At 68.3% G+C, this 25,883-nt stretch carries 11 protein-coding genes (1 of these 11 only partly in view); 3 read left to right on the forward strand and 8 right to left on the reverse strand.

Features of this window, described 5'->3' with window-relative positions; genetic code table 11:
* From NA10_RS05430 to NA10_RS05445, 4 genes are all read right to left on the reverse strand, one after another.
* A protein-coding gene (locus NA10_RS05430; protein WP_067564260.1) for a non-ribosomal peptide synthetase crosses the window boundary here: on the reverse strand, window positions 1-14,938 show its 5' portion. Its footprint begins 13,355 nt before the window's first position; only the first 14,938 of its 28,293 coding nucleotides appear in the window; its start codon is at window positions 14,936-14,938; the stop codon falls past the left edge of the window.
* A gap of 34 nt (window positions 14,939-14,972) precedes the next feature.
* Entirely contained in the window at window positions 14,973-16,262 is a 1,290-nt protein-coding gene (locus NA10_RS05435) for a MupA/Atu3671 family FMN-dependent luciferase-like monooxygenase (RefSeq protein ID WP_084514335.1), read from the reverse strand.
* The gene (locus tag NA10_RS05440; protein WP_169812526.1) at window positions 16,259-17,953 is read right to left on the reverse strand and encodes a fatty acyl-AMP ligase; all 1,695 of its coding nucleotides are present in this window, start codon (window positions 17,951-17,953) and stop codon (window positions 16,259-16,261) included. Before NA10_RS05440 ends, NA10_RS05435 begins: the two co-directional genes overlap by 4 nt.
* Window positions 17,954-18,121: 168 nt before the next feature.
* Window positions 18,122-19,576 carry an MFS transporter gene (locus NA10_RS05445; protein ID WP_067564265.1) on the reverse strand — a complete coding sequence of 485 codons (1,455 nt, stop codon included), beginning with the start codon at window positions 19,574-19,576 and terminating at the stop codon, window positions 18,122-18,124.
* A gap of 126 nt (window positions 19,577-19,702) precedes the next feature.
* On the opposite strand from NA10_RS05445, the gene NA10_RS05450 reads away from it, so the two are divergent.
* Together NA10_RS05450 and NA10_RS05455 are read left to right on the forward strand one after the other, a co-directional pair.
* Window positions 19,703-20,284, forward strand: coding sequence for a TetR/AcrR family transcriptional regulator (locus NA10_RS05450; protein WP_245677049.1), 582 nt, complete (start codon window positions 19,703-19,705; stop codon window positions 20,282-20,284).
* Window positions 20,285-20,499: 215 nt separating this feature from the next.
* Window positions 20,500-21,420, forward strand: coding sequence for an SGNH/GDSL hydrolase family protein (locus tag NA10_RS05455; RefSeq protein ID WP_067564269.1), 921 nt, complete (start codon window positions 20,500-20,502; stop codon window positions 21,418-21,420).
* A gap of 3 nt (window positions 21,421-21,423) precedes the next feature.
* Here NA10_RS05455 and NA10_RS05460 read toward each other — a convergent pair whose 3' ends face one another.
* The 4 genes from NA10_RS05460 to NA10_RS05475 form a co-directional block, all read right to left on the reverse strand.
* Complete coding sequence (locus NA10_RS05460) at window positions 21,424-21,933, reverse strand: TerD family protein (RefSeq protein ID WP_067564469.1); 510 nt, start codon at window positions 21,931-21,933, stop codon at window positions 21,424-21,426.
* Window positions 21,934-22,012: 79 nt separating this feature from the next.
* Entirely contained in the window at window positions 22,013-23,452 is a 1,440-nt protein-coding gene (locus NA10_RS05465; RefSeq protein ID WP_169812535.1) for a TerD family protein, read from the reverse strand.
* A 114-nt stretch (window positions 23,453-23,566) separates the two neighbouring features.
* On the reverse strand, window positions 23,567-24,049 hold the full coding sequence (locus NA10_RS05470) for a hypothetical protein (RefSeq protein ID WP_067564272.1): 483 nt from the start codon (window positions 24,047-24,049) through the stop codon (window positions 23,567-23,569).
* 259 nt (window positions 24,050-24,308) lie between these two features.
* Complete coding sequence (locus tag NA10_RS05475) at window positions 24,309-25,277, reverse strand: SDR family NAD(P)-dependent oxidoreductase (RefSeq protein WP_169812527.1); 969 nt, start codon at window positions 25,275-25,277, stop codon at window positions 24,309-24,311.
* A gap of 200 nt (window positions 25,278-25,477) precedes the next feature.
* Between NA10_RS05475 and NA10_RS05480 the strand changes: the two genes are divergently transcribed.
* Window positions 25,478-25,864 (forward strand): Rv1352/Rv1906c domain-containing protein, encoded by a 387-nt coding sequence (locus NA10_RS05480; RefSeq protein ID WP_067564277.1) that lies wholly within the window; start codon window positions 25,478-25,480, stop codon window positions 25,862-25,864.
* The last annotated feature ends 19 nt before the right edge of the window (window positions 25,865-25,883 follow it).

The following is a 25,883-nucleotide window of genomic DNA, read 5'->3' on the forward strand; positions in this document are numbered from 1 at the left end:
GGGCCTTGGCGACCACCTGGATCGAGATGATGGAATCGCCGCCGAGCGCGAAGAAGTCGTCATCGGCCCCGACCCGCGCCACGCCCAGTACCTCGGCGAATACGCTCGCCACCAGCTGCTCGACCGCACCTTCCGGCGCGCGGAATTCGTGTACCGGGAAGACCGGCTCCGGCAGCGCGCGGCGATCGATCTTGCCGCTGCTGGTCAATGGCAGCGACGCGAGAACCGTCACCCCATCGGGAACCATATAACCGGGCAGGCGCTCGCCCACGGCCTGCCGGATCCGCTCCGGATCCAGTACGCGGTCCGGGTGCCCGACCACATAACCCGCCAAACGGGCTGCGGCTCCGGCGGTCTCATCGCCGGTGTGCACCATGACCACGGCCTGCGCGATGCCGTCCACCTCGCACAGGGCGGCCTCCACCTCACCCGGTTCCAGGCGCTGACCGCGCACCTTGACCTGGAAGTCGGCGCGACCGACGAATTCGACCGCGCCGTAGCCGGTTTCGGTGTCCACGGTCCAGCGCACCAGGTCTCCGGTGCGGTACACCCGCTGTCCGGGCGATCCGAACGGATTGGCCACGAAGCGCGAGGCGGTGAGCCCCGGCGCGCCGCGATAGCAGCGGGCCAGGCTCGGACCCGACAGCCAGAGCTCACCCACCACGCCGACCGGGACCGGGCGCAGCGACGAATCCAGCACCAGCACACCGGTTCCGGCGATGCCGGTGCCCAGGGTGAGCCGCGCACCGTCCCGCAGTTCGCGGCTGATCATGGTGATGATGGTGGTCTCGGAGGGACCGTAGGTATTGAAGAACCGGCGGGCCGCCGCGGTGTCGGTGCGGGACCAGCGCGTCACCAGTGACGGGGAGAAGTGCTCGCCGCCGACGGTGAGTACACGCAGGTCGTCCAATCCGTCCGGGTCGAGCGAGGCCACCACCGAGGGTGTCAGGAAGGCGTGTGTAATGCGCTGCGCGCGCAGGAGTTCGGCCAGCGGCGGGCCGCCGTAGGTGTCCTCGGGGGCCAGGATCAGGGTCGCGCCGCCGGGTACGGCGAGCAGGATCTCCAGCATGGCGGCGTCGAAAGTGCGTGCGGAGACGCCCAATACACGGCTGTCGGCGTCGACGGCGTAGCGGTCGCGGTGGGCGGCGGCGACACCGGCGAGACCGGTATGGGTGATCTCGACGCCCTTCGGACGTCCCGTGGAGCCCGAGGTGTAGATGAGATAGGCGGTATTGTTCGCGCGCAGCGCGCCGTGCCGATGGCCGTCGGTCACCTCGTCCCGCGGGCAGCGTTCGATACCGGCGGCGACGGACGGATCATCGACGACCAGCCAGGACACCCCCTCCTGCGGGATCGACCCGATGTGGCGGGCGGCCGTGATACCGGTCCGCACACCGGAATCGGCGCACAGGAAGGCGTTGCGGTCGAGCGGATGCGCGGGATCGAGGGAGAGGAATGCGGCTCCGGTCTTGGTGACCGCCCACATCGCGAGCACCCACTCCAGCGAGCGCGGCAGCGCGAGGGCGACCACCGACTCGGGGCCGATGCCGTGCCCGATCAGGTAGTGCGCCAATCGATTCGACCGATCATCCAGCTCGCGATAGGTCAGTCGGCGGTCACCGTCGAGCACCGCGTCGCCCGCCGGATCGGCGGCCACGGCAGCGGCCAGCAATGCCGGGAGCGTGGCGCTGGCCACGGGGTTCGGCTCGCCCTGCGCACCCCAGTCGCGCACCAGCCGCCGACGCTCCGAGTCCGACACGATATCGATATCGCGCACCGGCACGGCGGGATCGGCGATGGCCGCCCGCAGTACCGCGCCCAGGCGATCCACCAGGGTCGCAATGGTATCGGCATCGAAAAGGTCGGTGGCGTAACTGATATCGAGCGCCATGGTTCCGTGCGCATCCGGGGTGTCGGCCGCGGTCACGGTCAGGTCGAATCGTTCATTGCCGGCCTCGACGCGCACGGGCGTCACCTCGATCCCGGGCAGCGCGATGCTCTCGGGGTCGAGATCGTGGAAGGCGAGCATGACCTGGAACAGCGGATTGTGCGCCTGGGTGCGAACCGGATCGAGGGCCTCGACGATCTGCTCGAAGGGGACCTCCGCGTGCGCGAAGGCCGCCAGATCGGTATCGCGCACCCGGGTCAGCAGTTCGGTGAAGGACGCCGACTCGTCCACACGGGTGCGCAGGACGACGGTATTGACGAACATGCCGACCAGATCATCCAATTCGGCCGCGCCACGACCGGATACCGGTGAGCCGATGGCGATATCGGCGCTGCCGGACAGGCGCGACAGCACGATAGCCAGTGCGGTATGGAACACCATGAAGGTCGTCACGCCCCGGGCGCGGGCGAGATCCCGCACACCCGAGACCACATCGGCCGGTATCGAGCAGCCGTGGGTGGCGCCGCGATGCGAGGCCACCGGCGGGCGCGGCCGGTCGGCGGGCAATTCCACCACCTCGGGCAGGTCACGCAGTTGCTCGACCCAGTAGCCGAGCTGGCGGGACAGCAGCGAGTCCGGCGCATCCGGTGCGCCCAGCAGTTCACGCTGCCAGAGCGTGTAATCGGCGTACTGCACCGGCAGCGGCGCCCAGTCCGGTTGCCGCCCGGCGCACCGCGCCGCATAGGCCGCACCGAGATCACGCGCCAGCGGAGCCATGGAGAAACCGTCCGCGCCGATGTGATGCACCACCATGACCAGAACGAAATCGTCCGGGGCCACCGACAGCAGTCGGGCCCGCACCGGAATATCCCGTGCCACATCGAAACTCGCCGACAGGATCCCGGCGATCAGGTCCGGCACGTCCTCGGCCGTCACCACCCGCGGGGTGAGATCGAGCTCCGCATCGGCGAGTTCGTCCGGCGGCAGCACCTGCTGGTACGGCACGCCGTCCGCATCCGGATACCTGGTGCGCAGCACCTCGTGCCGGACCAGCACATCGCGCAGCGCCGCCGCGAGCGCCTCGACCCGCACCGCACCGCGCAGGCTCAGCACCATGGGAATGCTGTACGCCACCGACTCCGGGGCGAATCGGTTCACGAACCACATGCGCCGCTGTGCGAAGGAGAGCGGCATACGCTCCGGGCGCGGACGCGGGATCAGCCGTGGCCCGGCCACATTCGACTCGCGTGTGTCCAGCAGCGCGGCGAGTTCACCGACCATGGCGGCCGTGAAGACATCTCGCACGGTCACCGTGACGCCCGCGGCGTCGGCCAGCCGGGCCGAAACACGTGTCGCGGAGAGCGAGTTGCCGCCCAGAGCGAAGAATTCGTCGTCCAGGCCCACGCGCTCGGCCCCGAGGACTTCGGCGAAGACCCCGGCCACGATCCGCTCGGTCGCCGAGACCGGCGGCCGATAGGACGCGCGCTCGACGGCGGGTTCGGGCAGGGCGGTCCTGTCGACCTTGCCGTTCACCGTCAACGGCAGTTCGTCGAGCACCATGACCGCTTCGGGCACCATGAATCCCGGCAGGTGTTCGCCGACCGCGCGCCGTACCCGCAGCGGGTCCGGCACCGGGCCGGGCCGCGCGACGACATAGGCGATCAGTCGCGCACCGGCCTCACCCGGATGCACGACCACCACCGCCTGTTCGATATCGGGCAGGGCGGTCAGGGCCGTTTCGATCTCACCGGGTTCGAGGCGCTGGCCGCGCACCTTCACCTGAAGGTCCGCGCGGCCGCCGAACTCGAGCGTCCCGGTCCCGGGCAGCCATCGCACCAGATCACCGGTGCGGTACAGCCGCTGTCCGGGCGCGCCGAACGGGTCGGCGACGAATCGTGCGGCCGTCAGAGCCGCCCGGCCCCGATAGCCGCGGGCCACACCGGAACCCGAGACGTACAGCTCGCCGAGCACACCGGCGGGAACCGGGCGCAGCCAGGCATCCAGCACCACTACGCGGAGTCCGTCGATGACCGAACCCAGGGTGATGGGCTCGCCCGCGCGCAGTGCTGCGCTACCGGTCACCCAGATGGTCGCCTCGGCCGGACCGTACAGGTTGTACACCCGGCGTCGGCGCGCGCGGTCCGTGCGCGACCAGCGCGCCACCAGTGCGGGCGGGCACGCCTCACCCGCGGCGATCAGTGCCTCGAGGTCCTCGAGGTCCTCGGGTTCGAGTCCGCCCGCCACCGTGGGGGTGAGCACCGCGTGGCTGACGCGCCGGACGCGCATCAGATCGGCGAGTTGCTGTCCCCCGTAGACCTCCGGCGCGGCGATGACCAGGGTCGCGGTTCCCGAGACCCCCAGCAGCAGTTCGAAGATCGCGGCGTCGAAGGTGCGCGCCGCCACGCTCAGCACCCGCGAATCCCCGGTCACGCCGAACCGCGCACGCTGCGCCTCGCACAGACCCGCGAGACCGGTATGGGTGACCTGAACGCCCTTGGGCAGACCGGTGGAACCGGAGGTGTAGACGATGTACGCGGTACCGTCCGGGCGTACGGCCGAGCGCCGCTCGGAATCGGCTACCGCCTGCTCGGAGTGCTGCGATATCCCCGCGGCCACGGCGGGTTCGTCGAGCACCAGCCAGGACATCTCGTCCCGGGGCAGCGCCGCCACGTATTCCGTAGTCGTAATACCCACTCGGACACCGGAATCGGCGCACATGAAGCTGTTGCGATCCTTCGGATGCCCGGGATCCAGTGAGACGAATCCGGCTCCGGACCCGGCAATGGCCCAGACCGCCAGCACCCAGTCCAACGAGCGTGGAACACCTACCGCGACAACGGATTCCGGACCCACGCCCTGTGCTATGAGGAAGCGTGCCAGGCGGTTGGACCGCTCATCGAGTTCCCGGTAGGTGATCCGCCGGTCACCGTCGATCACGGCGATGCGCTCGGCACCCGCGCGCACCGCCGCGGCCAGGATGTCCGGCAGCGTCATGGCGGGCGAGGCGGGAGTACGACCCCGGCCCCAGTCCCGCAACTGCCGCCATTCGGCATCGGCCAGCATGTCGATATCGCGTACGCGGACGGTCGAATCGGTGGTGATCGCGCGCAGAACCCGGGCCAGACGTTCGGCCAGCACCGCGATGGTGGACGCCTCGAAGACACCGGAGCGGTACTGGAGCCGGATGCGCAGGCCGTCCTGCACGGTAATGCCGCACGTCAGCGGGTAGTGCGTCGAATCGGTCGCCCGCACCCCGGCGATCTCCAGCTCACCCTCGCCGGTGATCCGCCGAATGTGTTGCATGTCAATGGGATAGGACTCGACCACCATAACCGTGTCGAACAGATTCTCGCTGCCGGTCAGAGCGTGGATATCGGTGAGGGCGAGATGCTGATGGTCGAGTAGGGCGGCCTGCTCGTGGTGGATCCGGGTCCACAGCTGCGCTACGGTCTCGGCCGGTTCCAGTCGAATCCGGGTGGGGATGGTGTTCACGAACAGCCCGATGGTGCGCTCGGCCTCGGCGAGATCGCCCGGACGGCCCGATACGGTCGCCCCGAAGAGCACGTCGGCGCGGCCGGTCAACTGCGCCACCATCATTGCCCACGCCGATTGCAGCACGGTATTCACCGTGACCCCGGTGCGGGCGGCGGTCGCGGCCAAGTCGCGGGCCACCGCGGCATCGATGGTGATCCATTCCTCGGCCACCGCGCCGTCGACCGCGCCGTCGGCGACCAGGGTCGGCTCGGCACCGTCGAGCGCCCGCGTCCACGCGGCCAGCGCGGCATCCCGATCGCGACTTGCCAACCACGCCAGGAAGTCTCGATACGATCCGGCGGGTGCGGCGGCACCGCTGCCGTAGTGCGTGAACAAGTCCGTGACCAGCAGCGGGTAGGACCAGCCGTCGAGAATGAGGTGGTGGTTGGTCAGGATCAGCGCCCACCGATCCGCGTCCAACCGGGCCACGGTGAAGCGAATCAACGGAGCGGCGGCCGGGTCGAACCGGTGCGCCTTCTCCGTGGCGGCGAGTGCGTCCAGCGCGGTGTCCGGGTCGGGGCTGTCGGTGAGATCCGCCACCTGCCACGGCAATTCGACGCCATCGCGGACGACGGCCACCTTCGTACCGCGACCGGTCGTCGCGAAGGCCGCGCGCAGGATCCGATGCCGATCCAGCAGCGCCCGTGCGGCCGCGCGCAGGCGATCGACCGCCACCGGACCGTGCAGGCGCAACACCATCTGCGCGATATAGGTATCGGCCTCGTCATCGGCCCCGGCCAGTTCGGCGTGGAATAGCAGTCCGGCCTGCAAGGGTGTCACCGGCCAGATATCGGTGAGCCCCGGGTAGGCGCTTTCGAGTGCGACCACCTCGGACTGGACCAGTTCCGCCAGCGGGAAATCCGAGGGGGAATGTCCACCCGCGGTGGGGTTTTCGGCGTGCTCGACGATCGCGGTCAATACCTGCGACCACAGCAGCGCCAGCTCTTCGATCTCGGCGCGGTCCAGCAGCAGGCCCGGGAACCTCAGCTCGGCTCGCAAACTGTCATCGATGACAATGGCATTGATATCCACGGCCAGGGTCACCGGCATCCCCGAATCCCGGGGAGCCGGGGTTCGGATGAGACCGGCCTCGGAGCCCGAGACGCGGCCCAGGTAGTTGAAGCCGATCCGGCCCGGCATCCGGTTGGGCAGCAGCGCGGCGGTCTCGGCATTGAGGTAGCGCAGCAGTCCGTAGCCGATTCCCCTGTCCGGCAGCGAGTTCAGCCTCTCCTTGACCGACAGCACGGCCGCCGCCACCGCCGCACCGCCGGCGCGCACCTCGGCCAGGTCGATACCCGCCAGGTCGAAGCGGACCGGGAACATCGAGGTGAACCAGCCCACCGTGCGCGAGAGATCCGCACCGCCGATCACCTGCTCCTCACGACCGTGGCCCTCCAGGCGCAGCAACACCGACGCCTCGTCCACACCGCGCCGCGCACGCCACAGTGCCACCGCCACGGCCAAACCGGCGAGCAGACCGTCGTTCACCCTGCCGTGGAAGACCGCCGGAACCCGGGACAGCAAGGATCGCGTCACCGTCTCGGGCAGCCGCAGGTCGACCTGTTCCAGCGTTGCGGCGGTATCGATCTCGGGATCGAGTTCGCGTCCGCCCCAGGCGGGGTCGGTCCCGGCGATCATCGATCGCCACAGGTCCAGTTCGCGAACGCGTGCGGGATGCACGGCCTCGGCCGCCAGCCCGTGCGCCCACCGCCGTACCGAGGTGCCCACCGGAGCCAATACCGGTGTCTCGGCACCGGATTCGAGCTGCTCGAACGCGGACAGCAGATCCGGGGCCAGGACGCGCCAGGACACCCCGTCGACCGCGAGGTGATGGACGACCACCAGCAACCGACCGGGGGCGGCGGCTCCCGCATCGAGCCAGTGGAACCGCGCCATGCTGCCATCGGCCGGATTCAGTTCGCGCGCAGCGGTATCCACAGCGGCGGCGATCGTCTCGACCTCATCGGCCTCGGCGTCGAACCCCGCGCGGTGCAGCAGAGACGTGGCCTCGACGCTGCCCCGCGGACCGACCACCAGGCACCATTCGCCCGCGGAATCGCGTTCGAGCCGAGAGCGCAGCACATCGTGCCGATCCAGCAGCGCGGCCACCGCCGCGACCACCGCGGATTCGGTGATCCCGACCGGGAGCGGCAGCACCATATGCTGTTCGAAGCGGTCGAAACCGTTCTGCCACTCCATCATCCACCGTGCCACCGGCAGCAACGGCATCGCGCCGACCCCACCGCCGGGCGGTTCGGCCGCCGCCCCGGTGTCGGCGGCGGCGATCAGCGCGAGTCCGGCCGCCGTGCGCTGTTCGAAGACATCACGCGGACCGAACACCACACCGCGCGCCCGCGCCTTGGCCACCACCTGGATGGAGACGATCGAATCGCCGCCCAGGGCGAAGAAGTCGTCGTCGACGCTCACCCGTTCCACCCCGAGCACCTCGGCGAAAACGCCGGCGACGATATCCTCGGCGGGCGTCGACGGGGCGCGGTACTCACGGGAGATGAGCACCGGTTCCGGCAGGGCGCGGCGATCCACCTTGCCGCTGCCGGTCAGGGGCAGGTAATCGAGCGGCATGACGATATCGGGCACCAGATAGCCGGGCAGGCGATCGGCCATCGCCTGCCGAATCCGCACCGGATCGGCCGTGCTCCCCGGGGCGGCGACCACGTAGGCCACCAACCGCACTCGGTCGCCCTCGGCCGGAGCGTGCACCGCGACGACGGCCTGCGCCACCGTCGGCAGGGCGGTCAGAGCGGACTCGACCTCACCGAGTTCCAGGCGCTGACCGCGCACCTTCACCTGGAAATCCGATCGGCCGACGAAAACTAGTGTGCCCGTATCGGATTCACCCGACTGCCAGCGGACCAGGTCACCGGTCCGGTACAGCCGCTCACCCGCCGCGCCGAAAGGATCGGCCACGAAGCGCTCGGCCGTCAACCCCGCCCGTCCCCGATATCCGCGCGCCACACCGGGTCCCGAGACGTACAGCTCCCCGACTACCCCGGCCGGAACCGGACGCAGCCAGCCGTCCAGCACCAGCACGCCCATCCCCGCGATGGGCGAACCCATGGTCACGGGGGCGTCCGGCCGCAGTTCCGTACCGGTCACCCAGATGGTGGCCTCGGCCGGGCCGTACAGGTTGTGCACCCGCCGCAGGCCCGCCGCATCGGTGCCGGACCAGCGTGCGACCAGTTGCGGTGAGCATTGATCACCGCCGGTGAGCACCACGCGCAATGCGTCCAGGCCGGCCGGATCCAGCGACAGCGCCACCGCAGGGGTGAGGAACGCGTGGCTGATCCGCTGCGCGCGCAGCAGCTCCCACAGTGGTTGCCCGCCATATACGTCCGCGGGGGCCAGCACCAGTGCCGCACCCCGTGACACCGCCAGCAGCAGTTCCAGAATCGCCGCGTCGAAGGTGCGCGCGGCCACGGCCAGCACGCGCGAATCCGCGTCCACGCCGCACCGGCGCACATGATCGGCGACCACCGCCGCGATACCGGCGTGCGTGACCTCCACACCCTTCGGGCGACCGGTCGAGCCGGAGGTGTAGACGACGTAGGCGATATTCGCCGCCCGCGGTGCGCGGGTCACCGCGCCGTCGGAGCAGCGCGCGATCGCCACCGCGGTGTCCGGGTCATCGAGCACCAGCCATGACGAACCCGCCATCGGGAGGGCGGGCCGATGCCGATCGAGCGTAATACCCACCCGCACAGCGGAATCGGCGCAGACGTAGCGGTTCCGCTCGAGCGGGTGCGCCGGATCGACCGAGACGAAGGCCGCCCCGGACTTGGCGATCGCCCACACCGCGAGCACCCATTCCAGCGAGCGCGGAACACCCACCGCGACAACCGATTCAGCGCCGACACCGGCCTCGATCAGATACCGCGCCAAACGATTGGAGTGTTCATCCAGTTCCCGGTAGGTGAGTCGGCGGTCTCCGTCCACGACGGCGACCCGATCCGGCTCCGCGACCGCCGCCGCCAGCAGGCCGGGCAGCGTCATCGGCTCATATCGGGAGTCCAGGCCCCGCAGCCCCCACTCGCGCACCAGCAGCTCCCGCTCGGACACCGGGAGCAGGTCGATATCCCGCACCCGGATTTCCGGCGCGGTGGTCACCGCGCGCAGTACCCGCAGCAGCCGATCGGCCAGCCTCGCGATCGTGCTCGCCTCGAAAAGGTCGGTGGCATAACCCAGTTCGACCGGAACCGCGCCGGTGCGATCGGGGGCGTCGGTCAGGGTGAAGGTCAGATCGAAGCGTTCGATCCCGGTCTCCGCACCGGTGGCCGTCACCACCACCCCGGGCAGTTCGAGCCGGACCCGATCGAGATTGTGGAAGGCCAGCATGACCCGGAACAGCGGATGGTGCGCCTGGCTGCGCACCGGATCGAGGGCCTCCACCACCTGTTCGAAGGGAATATCGGTGTGCGCGAACGCATCCAGGTCCACACCGCGCAGGTCCGCCAGCAACTCCGCGAACGAGGCCGACTCGTCCACCCGGGTGCGCAGTACGACGGTATTGACGAACATGCCGATCAGATCGTCCAGCTCCGCGACGCCACGCCCGGAGACCGGTGAACCGATGGCGATATCGGCGCTCCCGGACAAGCGTGACAGCACGATCGTGAGCGCCGCGTGGAAGACCATGAAGACGGTCACCCCGCGCGCGTGGGCGAGCGCCCGCACACCGGCGACCAGTTCCGGATCCAGGGTGAAGCCGTGGGTCGCCCCCGTATGCGAGGCCACCGCCGGCCGCGGTCGATCGGTCGGCAATTCCAGTTCGGGCAGCTCCCGCAACTGCCCGGTCCAATACCCGAGCTGGCGTGCGAGCAATGATTCCGGATCGGCCGCAGCACCGAGCGACTCCCGTTGCCACAGCGCGTAATCGGCGTACTGCACCGGCAGCGGTGACCACTCCGGCGCGCGCCCGGCACATCGGGCGAGGTAAGCGGTTCCCAGATCGCGCGCCAGCGGCGCCATGGAGAAGCCGTCGGCGGCGATGTGGTGCACCACCAGCAACAGGACGCACTCCTGCGGCGCCGGCTCCAGCAGCCGCACGCGCACCGGAACCTGGTGCGCCACATCCATACCCACCCGCACCGCGGCATCGATCACCGTCGCGAGCTCCTCGGGGCGCACGGGCAGCGGGGTCAGATTCACCTCGGCGGTCGCGACGACCTCGGCGACCGGCAGGATGAGTTGATGGGGTACGCCGTCGATATCGGGATACCTGGTGCGCAGCACCTCGTGACGGTCCAGCAGATCCCCTACCGCCGCGGCCAGCGCGGCGGTGTCCACCGCACCGCGCAGGCGCAGCACGATGGGAATGCTGTAGGCCACCGACGCCGGATCGAAGCGGTTGACGAACCACATCCGTTGCTGGGCATAGGACAGCGGGATCCGTTCCGGTCGCGGGCGCGGTCCCAGCGGTAGGCTCGCGGAGAGCGCCGGTATCCCCGCCACCCGTGCGGTCAGCAGGCCCGCCAGCTCCCCGACCGCGGAGCGGTCGAAGATATCGCGCACCGCGACCGGCACCCCCGCACCTTCGGCCAGGCGCGCGGACAACCTGGTGGCCGACAACGAGTTTCCGCCCAGTTCGAAGAAGTCGTCGCCGAGACCGACCCGGTCCACGCCGAGCACCTCGGCGAACACCTCGGCCACCAGCTGTTCCACCGGCGTGGCGGGAGCGCGATAGACCGCGCGCGCGGCGACCGGCTCGGGCAGGGCGGCCTTGTTCACCTTGCCGTTCACCGTCAGGGGCAGCGCGTCCAGCAGCATGATCACATCCGGCACCATGTAGGCGGGCAGCCGGTCGGCCAGTCGCTCGCGCAGCAGTTTGCCGAGAAATGCCGGGGCACTCCACTTCTCGTGTGGGGCGAGGAGATCTGTCTCCTTGCCGTCGACACTGAACGCACCCAGTTGGGCGGTACCGCGGACCGCGTACACGATGTGCAGATCCGTGCCCATCACATTCGGCGAGACCTCCGCCTGCACCGAGAACCCATGCCCGCGCAGCAGTTCCTCGATGGCGGCGAGTCGACCCCGCACATCGTGCACCTCGATGCACATGCGATCGATCAGCGGCCAGTGACGGGGCTCGATACCGAGCAACGCGTCGAGTTCACTGCCCTCGACATCGAGCTTGAGCAGATCGATGCGCGGAATGCCGTATTCGCCGATGATGTGCGACAGACTCCGAATCGGCACCTCGACCTGGACGAAATCGAGCCGGTCCTCGATCAGCTGATCGACATAGCTCTCCCCCAGCTCCTGGCTCTCGGAGTGGAATTCGTTGTGCAGGAAAGATTCCAGGATGTCGTGCTGGACGCGACTGTCCGAACCGCGCCCCGACATCAGCGACATTTCCGGGTAGTAGGTGAAGGTGTCGGTGGCGGCCTCGGCGCCGATGGCATACGGGATGAGGGTGGCATCGAGATCGTGCAGCGCCGAATTGGCCTCGTACATCCTGCGCAGTTCCGGCATCGGCTCGACCGCGAAGATCTTGACCGCGGGCGATTTCCGTTTCGCGTAGATCGAGAACATGCCGACGTGCGCGCCGATATCGACGATGTATCCGGTCGCGGGAATCGTCAGCCCGGCATGGCAGTACTCCTCACGCTCGAAGATCTCCTCGTAGAGGAATTCGATATTCGAGCGGTTCCGGCCCACGATCGGCATGCCGTTGGGCAGCTCGTGCAGCCAGTCCGCCTCGAACGCGCCTTCGCGTTGCAGCTCCAGGCATTTGGCCGCCACGGGTGCGGTACGCGCATCGGGGACGAGGTAGGCGACCAGCTGGGCGGCCGGGGCCGCCTCCGGGGTGACCGGTGCGGGGGTATGGGTGGTGACCACGGCCTGCGCCACGGCGTCCTGGGCGGCGAGCACCGTCTCGATCTCACCGAGTTCGACGCGGAAACCACGGATCTTGACCTGCTCGTCACTGCGCCCGATGTACTCCAGCGCACCCGCCGCCGTCCAGCGGACGATATCGCCGCTGCGGTACATCCGCCCACCGGCCCCGAAAGGGTCCGCGACGAAACGGGATCCGGTCAGGGCCGGGCGGGCGTGGTATCCGCGGGCCACCTGGTTCCCCGCCATGTACAGCTCGCCCGCCACACCCACCGGGACCGGCCGCAGCCACGAATCCAGCACGTACACACGCACATTGGCCAGCGGGACGCCGATCGGGCTGACACCGAGTTCACCGCGCAGGTGCGCGGGCGTGAGCGGCCCTTCGGTGCCGTGCACGGTGGTCTCGGTGATTCCGTACATATTCACCAGCAGCGGACCCGGCGCGCCGTCCGGCTGCCAGCGCCGTAACCGGCTGGGGTCCAGGGATTCACCGCAGAACACGACCATGCGCAGCGCGGACAGCGCGGCCTCGGCGCGCCCGGATTCGAGCAGCGCGTAGAAGGCCGAGGGCGTCTGGGTGAGGATGGTCGCACCCTGTTCGACGATCAGATCCCATAGCTCGGCGGGGGCGTACGCCACCTCGCGCGGCACCACGACCACCCGGCCGCCGTACAGCAGCGCACCCCAGATCTCCCAGACCGAGACGTCGAATGCCTGGGAATGGCACCAGGTCCAGACATCCTCGACGCCGAAACCGGTCCAGGAGTGCGTACTGGCGAACAGTGAGATCGCATTGGCGTGGGTCACGGCCACGCCCTTGGGATTTCCGGTGGTGCCGGAGGTGTAGATGATGTACGCGATATTGTCCGGACGCGGCGCGCGCGGTGGCGCGGTGGCCGAGCCATCGGGCATCCGGTCGATGTGCAGGCGCGGCACCTGTGCCCCGCGCACGAGTGCGGCGGTGGAGTCGTCGATGACGGCGAGGGCGGGCTCGGCATCGGCCAGGATGTAGGCGATGCGCTCGGCCGGGGAGGCCGGGTCCAGGGGCAGGTAGGCCGCGCCGGTCCGCAGAATCGCCACGATCGCGGTGAGCAACTCGATGCTCTTGGGCAGCGCCACCGCGACAATGCTCTCCGGGCCCGCGCCCTGTCCGGCCAGCACCGCTGCCAACTGGTTCGCGCGGATATCCAACTGCCGGTAGGTGATTCGGCGTTCCCCATCGATCGCGGCGATGCCCTCGGGGGTGGCCCCGGCCTGCCGGGCGAACATGTCCACCAGCGTCGCCGGTGCGATCGGCACGGCGGTGTCGTTCCACTGCCGCAGCACCCGATCCCGTTCCCCGGGTGCCAGGAGATCGATATCGCGGACGCGCGTGCCGGGATCGGCGGCCGCGCGCAGGAATTCGTGGAAGAAGCGCAGGAACCGATCGTGGTGCCGCGCCAGGTCTTCCGGGGTGTACAGCGTGTGGTTACCCACGAAATCGACACAGGTCGCCCCGGATTCCGCGGCCGAGTAGACGCTCACCGACAGATCGGAGACCAGGCCGGGCGTCAGCACCTCCCAGTACCCCTGGATCGGCCCCAGGGAAATGGTGGTATCGAACAGCATCAGGTCGACATACGGTCCGAAGACCTGGGTCTGCGGGGTCGACCGGCCGAGATCGCGGAACATGTCCTCCTGCCGGTAGCGCTGGCGGCGCATCACCTCGATCAGCCGCCGCTGCGCCGCGCCGATCAGTTCGCCGGTGGTTACGTTGGGCCCCAACAGGATTCGGAACGGCAGCGTATTGGCGAGCATGCCGCCCGAGCGCAGTGCGGCGGTGGTGACACGGGCCGAGACCGGCAGGCTCAGCACGATATCGTCGCTGTCGGTCATCCGGCCCAGGAAGACGCCGAAGGCCGCCAGCATGACCGCGGCGGGATTGGTCGAGGCGGCCTTGACCACACCGTCGAGCAGCGCACCGGTTTCGGCGGGCAGCACCCCGCTCACCGAGATCGGATGCGCGTCGGCCTGCGCACTGCGATCCGCCAGGCTCACCGGCGCCGGGAGTCCCCGTAGCTGTTCGAGCCAGAATTCCCGGTCGGTCTCGAAACGCGCCGACTCCCGGTACTGTTCGTCGGCGGCGACCAGTTCGGCCAGCCCCTGATTCCGGGCGGCGGCCGGTTCCCGACCTTCCACCGCGGCGGTGTACAGCTCACCGACCCGGGACAGCAGGGTGGTGGCGGCGAGTCCGTCCATGGCGACATGATGGGCACGCACGTACCAGAACCAGCGGTCTTCCGCGATGCGCAGCACCGCGGTCGCGATCAGCCGATCACGTTGCAGATCGACCGGGCTGGTGTACTCCGCGCGCATCCACTCCTGCGCCGCGGCAACGGGATCGGCCTCCGAGCGCAGATCCAGCAGTCGCAGCGGCTCGTCCAGGGGCCGGTCGATCACCTGCACCACGGCGCCGTCCGATTCGATCAGGCGCAGGCGGGCGGCCTCCAACTCCCCCGCCCCGCGCCAGAACGAGGCCATCAGCAGATCGATATCGAGCGCGCCGCGCAGATCGATGCAGAGTGCGTTGGAAAAGGGTGTCGATCCGGTCAACTGTTGCGCGTACCAAATTCCCTGCTGGGCAGCGGAGAGCGGAAAAGGACGTGAACGATCGCCGGTCATTATTCTCCTGTATCGGTGAAACGGGGAATACTTCCTACGCGGTCAAAGCCTTTTCACTCAGTGCGGCAAGGGATTCGAGCCCCGCCAGCACATCGGTATCGGGAATTCCGAAATCGACCAGACAGGCGATCTCGTCCACGCCGATCTCACGCAGTCGCCGCACCATCGGCAGGGTGGAATCCGGGGTGCCGAACAATCCGTTGTTCCGGTAATAGCGCTCGAACGCGAAATCCAGCACCTTGGATCGCGACTTCTCGTCCAGACTCTCCAGCGCCTCGGAGCCGCGCCGCCACAGATCCACCGAATCCTCGAGGTAACTCTTGAACGGGCCTTCGACGGTTTTGCGCACCGCGAGATCGGTCGGGCCGACATAGGTGTGCAGCATGACGGTGACGGTGCCCGTCTCGATGCCGTGGCCGTTGCGGGCCAGCGCCTTGCGATAGGCGGCGAGTTTGTCGGCCAGCTCATCCACCTCTTGGAACAGCAGTGCGGTCAGCACATTCACCCCGAGCGCACCGGCCATTTCGAAGCGCTCGATACTGCCGCTGCAGGTGAGCCAGGTCGGCAGCGTATGCTGCACCGGGGTCGGGAAGATGCGCACCGAGCGGTCCTCGCCGGCGCCATTGGGCAGCGTGATCGACTCACCGCGCCAGAGCTGTTGCACCGCTTCCATTCCGGATTTGGTGAGCGTCACCCGATCGGCGTAATTGTGGTCCGCCAGCACGAAGTCGTCGACATTCCAGCCGGTGGCGAAGGCGACGTCCACCCGCCCGTTCGACAGGTTGTCCACGATCGACCAGTCCTCGGCCACCCGGACCGGATTGTGCAGTGGCAGCACCACACTGCCCGCGCGAATGCGCACCCGTTCGGTGCTGGCGGCCAGCGCCGCGCCGAGTACCGCCGGATTGGGATACAGGCCGCCGAACTTGTGGAAATGCCGCTCGGGAATCCAGATGGATTCGAAGCCGTGCGCATCGGCGAAGCGAGCGCTGTCCAGTAGCAGCCGATAGCGCCCGTCGGCGTGCTGCTGGGCATCGCTGGAGAAGAACAGCAGGCTGAACCGCATATCGTCCGAGCGCGGCGGGGTCGGCCCATTCACCTTCTCCGCCACCGCCGCGAGCGTCAGACCGTCGAAGATCTCCTCGGCGGTGATCTCGGTATCGAAGCGATCCTCGAGAATCGTCATCAATTCCGCGGCCTGAACCGAATCCAGTCCCAGCGAGGTCAGCGGTAGCTTCGGATCGACCGTATCCCTGCCCAATCTCCGTGCGGCCCACTCCACGAAGAATTCGAGCACGGTCGTGCCATCTGCCGCTGATGTCATATACCACTCTCCTGTAGGGCCGTCACCGATGAGTAATGCTCACGCAGACGCTGTCGTTGAACTTTGCCGCTGGTGGTCTTGGGCACCTCGCCCTTTCCGACGAAGACGACGCGGTGCAGGCTGATGGCGTGCACGCGGCTGACTATGTCGCGGATGGAGGTCGCCAGCGCCTCGGCGCTCTCGGGCTCGTCGGCCAACTCCTGCACGACCATGACGCGCTCCTGGTCATCGATACTGGCCGCGAAGACCGCGCAGCCGCCGGGGCGCAGCGTCGGATGACTGGACACGATGGTGCGCTCGATATCCTGCGGGAAGATATTGCGCCCGTGCACGATCATCAGCTCCTTGATTCGGCCGGAGACGTAAAGCTCTCCGTCGCACAGGAATCCGAGATCGCCGGTGCGCAGATAGGCCGGACCGTCCTCGTGCGCGATCCGCGCGGCGAAGGTGCGCTCGGTCTGCTCCGGCTTGTTCCAGTAGCCCGCCGCGACACTCGGTCCGTGCAGCCAGATCTCACCGACCCGGTTGGGCGCGCAGCGCACCCGGGTCTCGGGATCGACCACGACGGTCGAATCCGGTTCCACCGGACCCATACTCAGCAGTTCGCGACCACCGGGGTCCGCGACGGCGCTGCCGCGCTCGAGCTCCTCGACCGCGAATACCCGCGAGCTCGCGCCGATCCCGAGCAGACCGCCATTGACATAGAGGGTGGATTCGGCCAGTCCGTACATCGGCACGAAGCTGGTGTCGCGAAAACCGCTCACCGCGAACATCTCCGCGAATCTGCGCAGGGTGTTCGGATCGATCGGCTCGGCGCCGGCGAAGGCGATGCGCCAGCCGCTCAGGTCCAATTGCGCCGCGTCCGAGGGCGATACGCGTTTGAGGCAGAGACCGTAGGCCAGGTTGGGGCCGCCCGCCAGGACATCGGGCTTACCGGAGATCTCGCGCAGCCAGGTGAGCGGATCGCGCAGGAAGGTCATGGGCGACATGAGGGTGCCCGGCGCTCCGACGAACGCCGGGAGCAGCAGCCCCTGGATCAGGCCCATATCGTGAAAAGGGGGCAACCAGGAGACGACCGAGACATCCGGGGTCAGTGCGCATTTCGAGGTGATGAGCCCGAGATTGTGCAGCAGATTGCGGTGCAGGACCGACACCCCCTTGGGGGTGCCGGTCGAACCCGAGGTGTACTGGAGGAAGGCGATATCGTCCGGGCCCGGAGCCGACTCCAGCTCCCCCGACCACACCGCCTCCGGGTCGGCGGCGTCACTGTCGATGATGCGAATGTCAACGCCGAGCTGGGCACTGGTGATCGGGATCGCCGAGAGCGGCACGATCGCCGCCACCGCACCGCTGTCCCGAATGATTCCGGTCAGCGTCGAGAGCTGCCGGGTCGAAGACGGCAGACTCACCGCGACCGCGATACGACCGGTCACCAGACAGGCATAGAACGCGAACGCGAAATCCATACCGGGCGGGCACAGTAGGACCACGCGATCGCCGGGTGCGGTCGCGGCCAGTACCTGCCGCGCCACCCCGGCCACCCGATCCCCGAGCCGACGGTAGTCGATCCGCTCCGCGGCCCCCCGCTGCTCGACAAACGAAAACGCGGTTCTGCCTGGGGTTTCCGCGATTCGAGTGGCCACCAGGTCGACCAGTGTGCGGGGTCCACGAGTCGACTTCCGATCCTGCATGGACACCTCCGGATCCCGGGCCGCGGCACCGGCGACACCCGCGGTGACCGGCGAAGCAGCAGCTAGACGAAGTACGCTGGGCGAACACAGAGCAAGCCGACACATCCTCGCAGAGATCGGCGAGCGCCCCGCGGAGCACACCCTTCCCGCGTGTCGACCGGCAATTATTCAGCGAGTGCGGACCGCCGGGCGCGGGTTCCGGAAAATGAGCGCCACGGCGAAGGTCAGCGCCGCGATTCCCGCCGCAGCGGCGAACGCCGTCGTCATTCCACCGACCAGCGCGTGCTGGGGCGAACCACCCGCGCCGCGCGCCGCACTGCCGAAAACCGTGACCAGGATGGCCAATCCGAGTGCGGCGCCGGTTTGCTGCAGGGTCTGCATGGCGCCGCCCGCGGCACCGGCCTCGTGCGGTTCGACATTCGACATGATGATCACACTCAGCGGTGCGACCGCCAGGCCGATACCGCAGCCCATGAACAGCATCGCGAGGAACAGCAGCGGAAAGTAGCCGGTGTCCGGGGTCAGCCGGGTCAGCAGCACCAGGCCCGCCACCATCGACGCCGCACCGGTCATGGTCAAGGGCCGCGGGCCGAAGCGCGGCAGCAGCCGCGGAATCGCGCGAATCATGGTGAACATGAGTACGGCGGTGGGCAGGAAAGCGAAACCGGTTGCCAGCGCACTCAATCCGAGCACATCCTGCAGGAACTGGGTCAGGAAGAAGAACATCGACATACCCGCCATGGGCGCCAGGAACATGCTCGCGTAGGCGGCGGCCCGATTGCGGTCGGCGAACAGGCGCAGCGGGAGCAGTGGTTGCGCCACCCGCGACTCGATGGCCAGGAAGGCCGCGATCAGCACGGCCCCGGCCGCGAGCGGGATATCGGTCTCGGTGGTGCCCCAGCCGTGCGCGGCGGCGCTGATGAATCCGTAGACCAGGGCGGCCACACCGGTGGTGGCGGTGAGCGCGCCGGGCAGGTCGAGCCGCGCCGGTTGCCGTTGTGCCGCAGGCAGATAGCGCAGCGCCAGCAGCACCACGAGCAGACCGGACGGCACATTGATGAACAGCACCGAGCGCCAGCTCAGCCACTGGGTGAGCAGACCGCCGACGATGAGGCCGATAGCGAAACCGGCACTGGACATTCCGGAGAACAGCGCCAGTACTCGCATGCGCGCCTTGGGATCGGCGAAGGTGGTGGTCAGCAGGGCCAGGGTATTGGGTGCGGCCATGGCCGCGCCGAGGCCCTGGCCGATCCGGGCGATGAGTAGCCAGGTGGCCGAGGGTGCGAGCCCGCCCGCCAGCGAGGCCAGGGTGAACAGCGCGGCCCCGGCGATGAAGAGGGCGCGGCGGCCGAGCAGGTCACCGGCGCGCCCGCCGAGCAGCAGTAATCCGCCGAAGACCAGGGTGTAGGCATTCATCACCCAGGACAGGCCGGCCGGGGTGAAGTGCAGCTCGGATTGAATGCGGGGCAGCGCCACATTCATCACGGTGATGTCCAGGACGATCATCAATTGGCAGGTCAGCAGGATGGCCAGGACGAGGCCCGGGCGGGGTTGCCGCGCCCGGGGTACGGTCGCGGCGGACGTGCTGGAGACAGCGTTATTCGAGGTGAGAGCGGTCGACAAGAGAAGCTCCAGAGGTTAGGAATCAAACGGAGGCATCCTCCGTTTCCACCGGAGTTATCATATGGAGGGTTCCTCCATTTGCGCAAGCCTATCCGGAGGGTCCATCCGTTTTCCAGTGGAGGGTTCGTGGAAGCACCGCCGACCGCAAAGCCGATGCGCGCCGACGCCCGGCGCAATTACGAGCGCATTGTCTCGACCGCGCAGGCGGCCTTCGCCGAGCTGGGCCCCGAGGCCGCGCTGGAGGAGATCGCCCGCCGGGCGGGAATCGGCATCGGCACCCTCTACCGGCACTTCCCCCATCGCGAGGCGCTGATCGAGACCGTCTACCGGTCCAATATCGAACAGCTCAGCCAGCGCGCCCACGAACTACTCGAAAGCAATACGCCCACAACGGCTCTCGAACTGTGGTTGCGGGAGCAGGTGAACTGGGTGATGGCCAATCGCAGTCTGGCCACCACCCTCAAGGCCGGTATGGATCATGACTCACCGACCTTCACGCTGTGCCGCACGGCGATCAACGCCGCCGCGACCGCGCTGCTCGAGGGCGCGCAGTCCGAAGGCACTATTCGCACCGATATCGAACCGCGCGACCTGCTCCGATTGGGCCACGGCATCGGCGTCGCATGTGAGACCACCCCCGAGGCCGCCGAGCGACTGCTCGCGGTGACCATGGACGGAATGCGGGTCTCCGCGAAGGCCCGCAACTGATTTCGCGCCCCGCGGTCAGCGCTTGGCGGACCGGCCGACTCGTTTGATGCGGACCGGCCGATCACCGGGCGCGTTCTCGATATCGTCGAGTTGCGCGACGATGGTGGCGCGCAGGTCGCCGCGCCGCACGGGGTCCCCGGTAAACCTCGCATCGGGGGCGAGACTCGCATTGCCGAAAATTCGCCCACACCGAATCCGGAGGTTCGCCCGCAGTGATGGCTCCGCGCTCCACCCGAAACACCCTGGTGACACTGGGTGTGCTCACAGTGTGCTGCACTTCGCTTCCGGCTCATGCCGATACCGCGACGTATCGGGAGTACGTCGCGCTCGGTGATTCCTGGACCGCGGCGGTCTTCACCACGCTGCCACCGACCACCACCGATGTGCCGGTGGACTGCGTGCAGTCCTCCTCGAACTATCCCCATCAGGTGGCGGCCGCGCTGGGTATCACGAACTTCCGCGATGCCAGCTGCGCCTCGGCCACCACCGTCGATATGACCACCGCCCAGGAGCTACCGCTGGGCGGGATCAATCCGCCGCAGTTCGACAAGCTCACCGCGACAACGGATCTGGTCACCGTCGGCATCGGCGGCAATGACATCGGCTTCCCCACCCTGGCCTCGCGCTGCCTGCAACTGGTCCCGGCCGCCGCGTCCGAGACCGAAACCCCGGCCTGCGCCATCGCCTCGCCCGCGGATGTCACCGATCCGGTGACCGCGCGCATCGATGCCGCCGCACCGCTGATCCAGGCCACCATCGCCGGAATCCGCGAGCGCGCGCCCAAAGCCCGTGTGCTGCTGGTCGATTACCTGAACGCGCTGCCCGTCAGCGGTAAGGGCTGCCGCCCCGATCTGCCCGCCGCCGATATCGACATCACATATCTCCGAGATAAATTCGCCCAGATGAACGCCATGCTCGCCCGGGTGGCGGCCGCATCGCACACCGAATTGGTCAATACCTACACCCCCAGCACCGGCCATGACGTGTGCCAGCCCGCCGCCACCCGCTACGTCGAGGGCATCGCCTTCTCCTCACCGCACAACGTCCCCGGCGCTGCTTACCCCCTGCATCCGAATGCCTTGGGCGCCAATGCCCAGACCGCCGCGGTGCTGGATCAGATCAAGCGGGGTGCATGACCCTCAGCTGAGATAGGCCCCGAGCAGCGGTGCGGCCTCGACCGGATGCCGCGCCGCGACCCCGGTGCCGATATCCCGGAACTCCCATCCGGCGAGTCCCCGGATCAGCACGCCGACAACGAGCCCGGGATAGGGCAGGCCGCTGAGTTCGAACCGCCGGAACTCGGTCTCCTCGGCGCCACTCACCAAGCGGCAGAACGCGTTCTCGACCTCGTCGAGGTTCTGCCCGGTGTAGCAGGTCACCAACAACACCACCGCGGTCACATTCGGATCGATCCGGGTCAGATCGATTCCGATGACCTCGTCATCACCCCGGCCCTCCCCCGTCAGACTGTCGCCGCCGTGCCGAATCGATCCGTCCACCGAGCTCAACTGCTCGTGGTACACCACATCGACCAGCCTGTCCGCGCTGAACATCAGCGCCGCCACATTCAGATCGATGTCCAGGGACCGCCCGAACCACTTGGGCTGCGCCGGATCCCAGCCGAGCCCTACCGTCAGATGTTCCAACATCACTGCACCGCCTTCGCCCGCAAAGATGCCGTATGAATCGGCCTGAGCGCAAACCGGATGGGGAATAATGCGGCGGCCGTCAGTCCTTGCCGCGGCCCGCCTTGATCTCGAAGTTCCAGTTGTAGAGGCGGACGATTTCGGCGATGCCCGCACCGGGACGACCGGCGGGTGGGCGGATGAAGGTGCATTCGCGCCGAACCACCAACTCGCCGTTGATGTTCTCGATGACGGCCAGCACGGCATCGCGGGAGTCGTTGGTGCAGCCGTCCAGGGTCATTTCGATCGGCGGGCTGTTGAGCGGGTAGAGGGTGGCGGTGGCGTGGACGCCGCGGAAATCCCGTGCGCCCTCGTAAATCGAGGTGAATACCAGGATGCGGCGGAAGAATCGGGTGAAATCCAGGTTGATGTCGATATTCTCGCCCGTCGCGCTGGAACCGGTGCGATCGTCCTGGTCCAGGCGGATGAACGGCGGATTGTTCAGGTCGCCGAAGCGGCGGTCCAGGGCGCGCACGGAACCGATTGCGCCATTGACCAATTCGTAGAAGCAGCACAGATCCAGGTCGAGGTCATTGCGCTTGCGGCCGAACAGGCCGGTGCCGCGGTCCATGCCCCAGTTGAGGTTGAAGCGCATGGTGCCGCCGGTGACACCGGATTTGGTGAGCGAGACCGTCGGCGCGTCCTTGGTCAGCGCGATCTTGGCCAGGTTCACCGGGGCCGCCGGGGGCTGGGGGACGAACGGCTGGGTGGGCGCGGGCGGCGGCGCATACTGCGGCGGCGGAACGTAGTGCTGCTGGGGCTGCGGCGAATACGGCTGCGCGGACGGCGAATACGGCTGCGCGGACGGCGGCATCGGCTGAACGGGGGGCGGCATGTGCTGCTGCGCGGACCGCGGCATCGGCGGGACCGGAGGGGACGGCGTATACGGCTGCGGTGCGGGCGCATAGGGCTGCGGTGCGGGCGCGGATCGACTCGGCGCCGGTGCCGCGTGCCGGGTGGGCGCGGGCTCGTCATCCACCGAAATACCGAAATCGGTTGCCAGCCCGGCCAAGCCGGAGGCATACCCCTGCCCCACCGCGCGGAACTTCCAGGCCCCCTGCCGCCGGTACAGTTCACCCAGCACGAACGCGGTCTCGGCACCCGCGTCGGCACTGTCGAATCGCGCGATCTCGGCCCCGCTCGCGGCATCGAGCACCCGCACGTACAGACCCTGGAACTGCCGGAAGGTGCCGCCCGAGGTGGAGGCCGCGATCACAATGGTCTCGATCTGCGGTTCCACCCGCGCCAGCTCCACGAACAGCACATCGAGCACCGTCGAACCCTGCTGCTTACCCTCGTGCCGCACCGAACCGGAGGGATGCCGGGGCTGGTTGTAGAAGACGAAGTCGCTGTCCGAGCGCACCTTTCCCGCCACCAACAGCAGTGCCGAGGCATCGGCATCCGGAACCCCGGGCCCCGCCCGCCATCCCAGCTCGACCCGAACCGCACTCGCCGGCACCGGAACATTGGCGCCCTTCATCATCCCCACGAGAGCCAACTATACGAGCCGCCCACCGATCCCACGAGCACGCCGATCACCCATCACCGGCCCGCTCCCGGGCCCCTCGTCGGCCAGCTCGCGGTCGGCGGATCAGGCTCAGACGATTCTGGCGTCCAGGACCTGATAGCTGCCGGCGTGGAAGCCGCCGACAATGCACCCGGTGACCGCGCCGGGGCTGACCTCGGGCGGGGCGGTGAGGATTCGGAGGGTGTGGCCGGACCCCAGGCCGCCGACGATTTTCAGGTGGTTGGTGGACTGTTGGCCAAGCGTCCACTCCCAGGTACCGATGACGTGGCTGTTCTGGCCGTTGTCCCAGATGACGAGCAGGTCGGCGCGGCCACCTCGACTGCCGTAGCAGGTGGCGGCAGGTTCGAAGCTGCTGCCGATAATGGTGCCGACCCCGATATCGGTGGGCGCGCCGTGGCAGTCGACCAGGTGGCCGCCGATATTGCTGGCCACGGGCGTCTGCGAGCTACCGGTGAAGCCGGGGCCGTTGGCCTGCCAGGTGAGGGTTCCGGCGGTGCAACCGCCCTCGTCGAGGGTGGAATCCGCGGTCGCGGGCCCGGCGGCGAAGGCCATCGCAGTCAGAAATACTACTGTTCCTGTCGCGCTGAACGCACTTCGGAGCATCGACATGTCCTGCACCTCTCCCGAGATCATCGTTGATCGAACAGAGTGGGCAATCGCAATATCGTCCGGTTAGAGGCTAGAGCGGGCATGTCACCCCGGGGCAACAATCGGGCAAATCAACGAAAACACCCGCGAAGGCCCGAACCGAGCCCGGCCGCCCGTGATCGGGCGGTCCGGGGCCGGGAACCGGTGTGCTGCGGGCGGGTGCTCAGTCGCGGGCGGGCACCGGGGCGATCTCGGTGGCGACCACCGCCGACTCCTGCTGCGGCACAGCCGCTTTCGCGACCTCCACATCGGGCAGCATGCGATGCAGCTGGCTCAGGCCCTGCAGGGCCACCCCCGGCAGCAGGCGATTGAACCAAATCGACAGCGCGCCATGCAGATTCTCCAGGTGCATGGGGCGGCGCACGATGGCGTCGACCAGCATATCCACCGCGGCATCGGCCGAGAGCGCCGTATAGCCGGTCCAGCCCAGTTCGGCGCTCAGATCGGTGGCCACCAGCGGCAGCCGCACATCGGTGAAAGAGACTCCGTCGGCGAGACATTCGCTCGCCGCCACCCGCATGACCGCCTCCAGCGCGGCCTTGGAGCCCAGGTACGCGGAGAACCGCGGCACATCGGTGATCACGCCGAGCGAGGAGCTCGACACCACATGGCCCGAACCCCGGCGGCGCATCTCCGGCAGCAACCGCAGCATCAGCCCGACCGGGCCGAAGTAATTGATGCGCATGGTGCGTTCGAAATCGTGCAGGCGATGCTCCGAGGCCGCGATCGACCGCCAGATGGAGCGACCCGCGTTGTTCACCAGAATGTCCGGTGCGCCGAACTCGACCAGCATCTCATCGGCGAGCTTGTCGATGCCCTCGGCGGTGGACAGATCCGAGGTGATGGCGAACGCCTGCCCGCCCCGGGTCCGGATCTCGGCCGCGAGCTGATCCAATTCACTTGTGCGGCGGGCGGTTACGACCACGGTCGCCCCGGCGTCCGCCACCCGCAATGCCAGCGCGCGGCCGATGCCGCTGGACGCGCCGGTAATGAGCACCGTCTTGCCCGCCACCCGATCCCGCAGTGTGGGCCCGAACGGCCGCGGCAAGCGCCGCGGCACGGTCAGCACATTCACCACTTGCCGCACCAACCCGACCTGGGCACCGGCAAGGGTCTCACGAATGCTCGTCAACGCAACTACCTCATACTTCTTGAAGCTGAACTTCCCTGTGCCGCGATGGTATTCGATCATCGTGACCATACGGTTACCGGAGCGCTTCCCGGGGATGCGGACACCTCGTTCCTGTGAGGTTCCTGGATTCGGGTGCGGTGGCGACCCCGACCCCCTAGCCTCCGAAAATCATCCGTTTCAGTTAGTTGAGGACACCCTCTATGCGCAAGACACTCTGGGTCAGCGGTTTCGCCCTCGCGGCCACCGCGGTACTGGGCACCACCGGCACCGCGAACGCGGCCGGCACCAGCATGGGCACCGACTCCATCTTCACCATCGGCACCGATATCCAGGCGGGCACGTACACCACCAGCACCGCGCTGTCGACCTGTGCCTGGGCCCGGCTCTCCGCGCTCACCCCCAGCGCCACCGCCGTCCTGCAGACCGGCGGTGCGACGAACGGATCCGCCACCGTCACAATCCAATCCACCGACGTCGCCTTCTTCACCACCGGCTGCGGCACCTGGACCCTGCGAACCTCCACCGGCTCCTCGGGCCTGGGCGGCGGTCTGCTCTCCGGCCTGCTCTCCGGCTCCGCCGGGGCCTGAGTCGGGAGCCCACCGCCGG

Source organism: Nocardia acidivorans NBRC 108247, assembly GCF_001625085.1.
GTDB lineage: Bacteria > Actinomycetota > Actinomycetes > Mycobacteriales > Mycobacteriaceae > Nocardia > Nocardia acidivorans.

Coding starts and splice junctions, on each gene's coding strand:
- NA10_RS05435 (WP_084514335.1), bottom strand. CDS start 16,262: ATGACATCAGCGGCAGATGGCACGACCGTGCTCGAATTCTTCGTGGAG.
- NA10_RS05440 (WP_169812526.1), bottom strand. CDS start 17,953: ATGCAGGATCGGAAGTCGACTCGTGGACCCCGCACACTGGTCGACCTG.
- NA10_RS05455 (WP_067564269.1), top strand. CDS start 20,500: ATGGCTCCGCGCTCCACCCGAAACACCCTGGTGACACTGGGTGTGCTC.
- NA10_RS05460 (WP_067564469.1), bottom strand. CDS start 21,933: ATGTTGGAACATCTGACGGTAGGGCTCGGCTGGGATCCGGCGCAGCCC.
- NA10_RS05465 (WP_169812535.1), bottom strand. CDS start 23,452: ATGATGAAGGGCGCCAATGTTCCGGTGCCGGCGAGTGCGGTTCGGGTC.
- NA10_RS05470 (WP_067564272.1), bottom strand. CDS start 24,049: ATGGCCTTCGCCGCCGGGCCCGCGACCGCGGATTCCACCCTCGACGAG.
- NA10_RS05480 (WP_067564277.1), top strand. CDS start 25,478: ATGCGCAAGACACTCTGGGTCAGCGGTTTCGCCCTCGCGGCCACCGCG.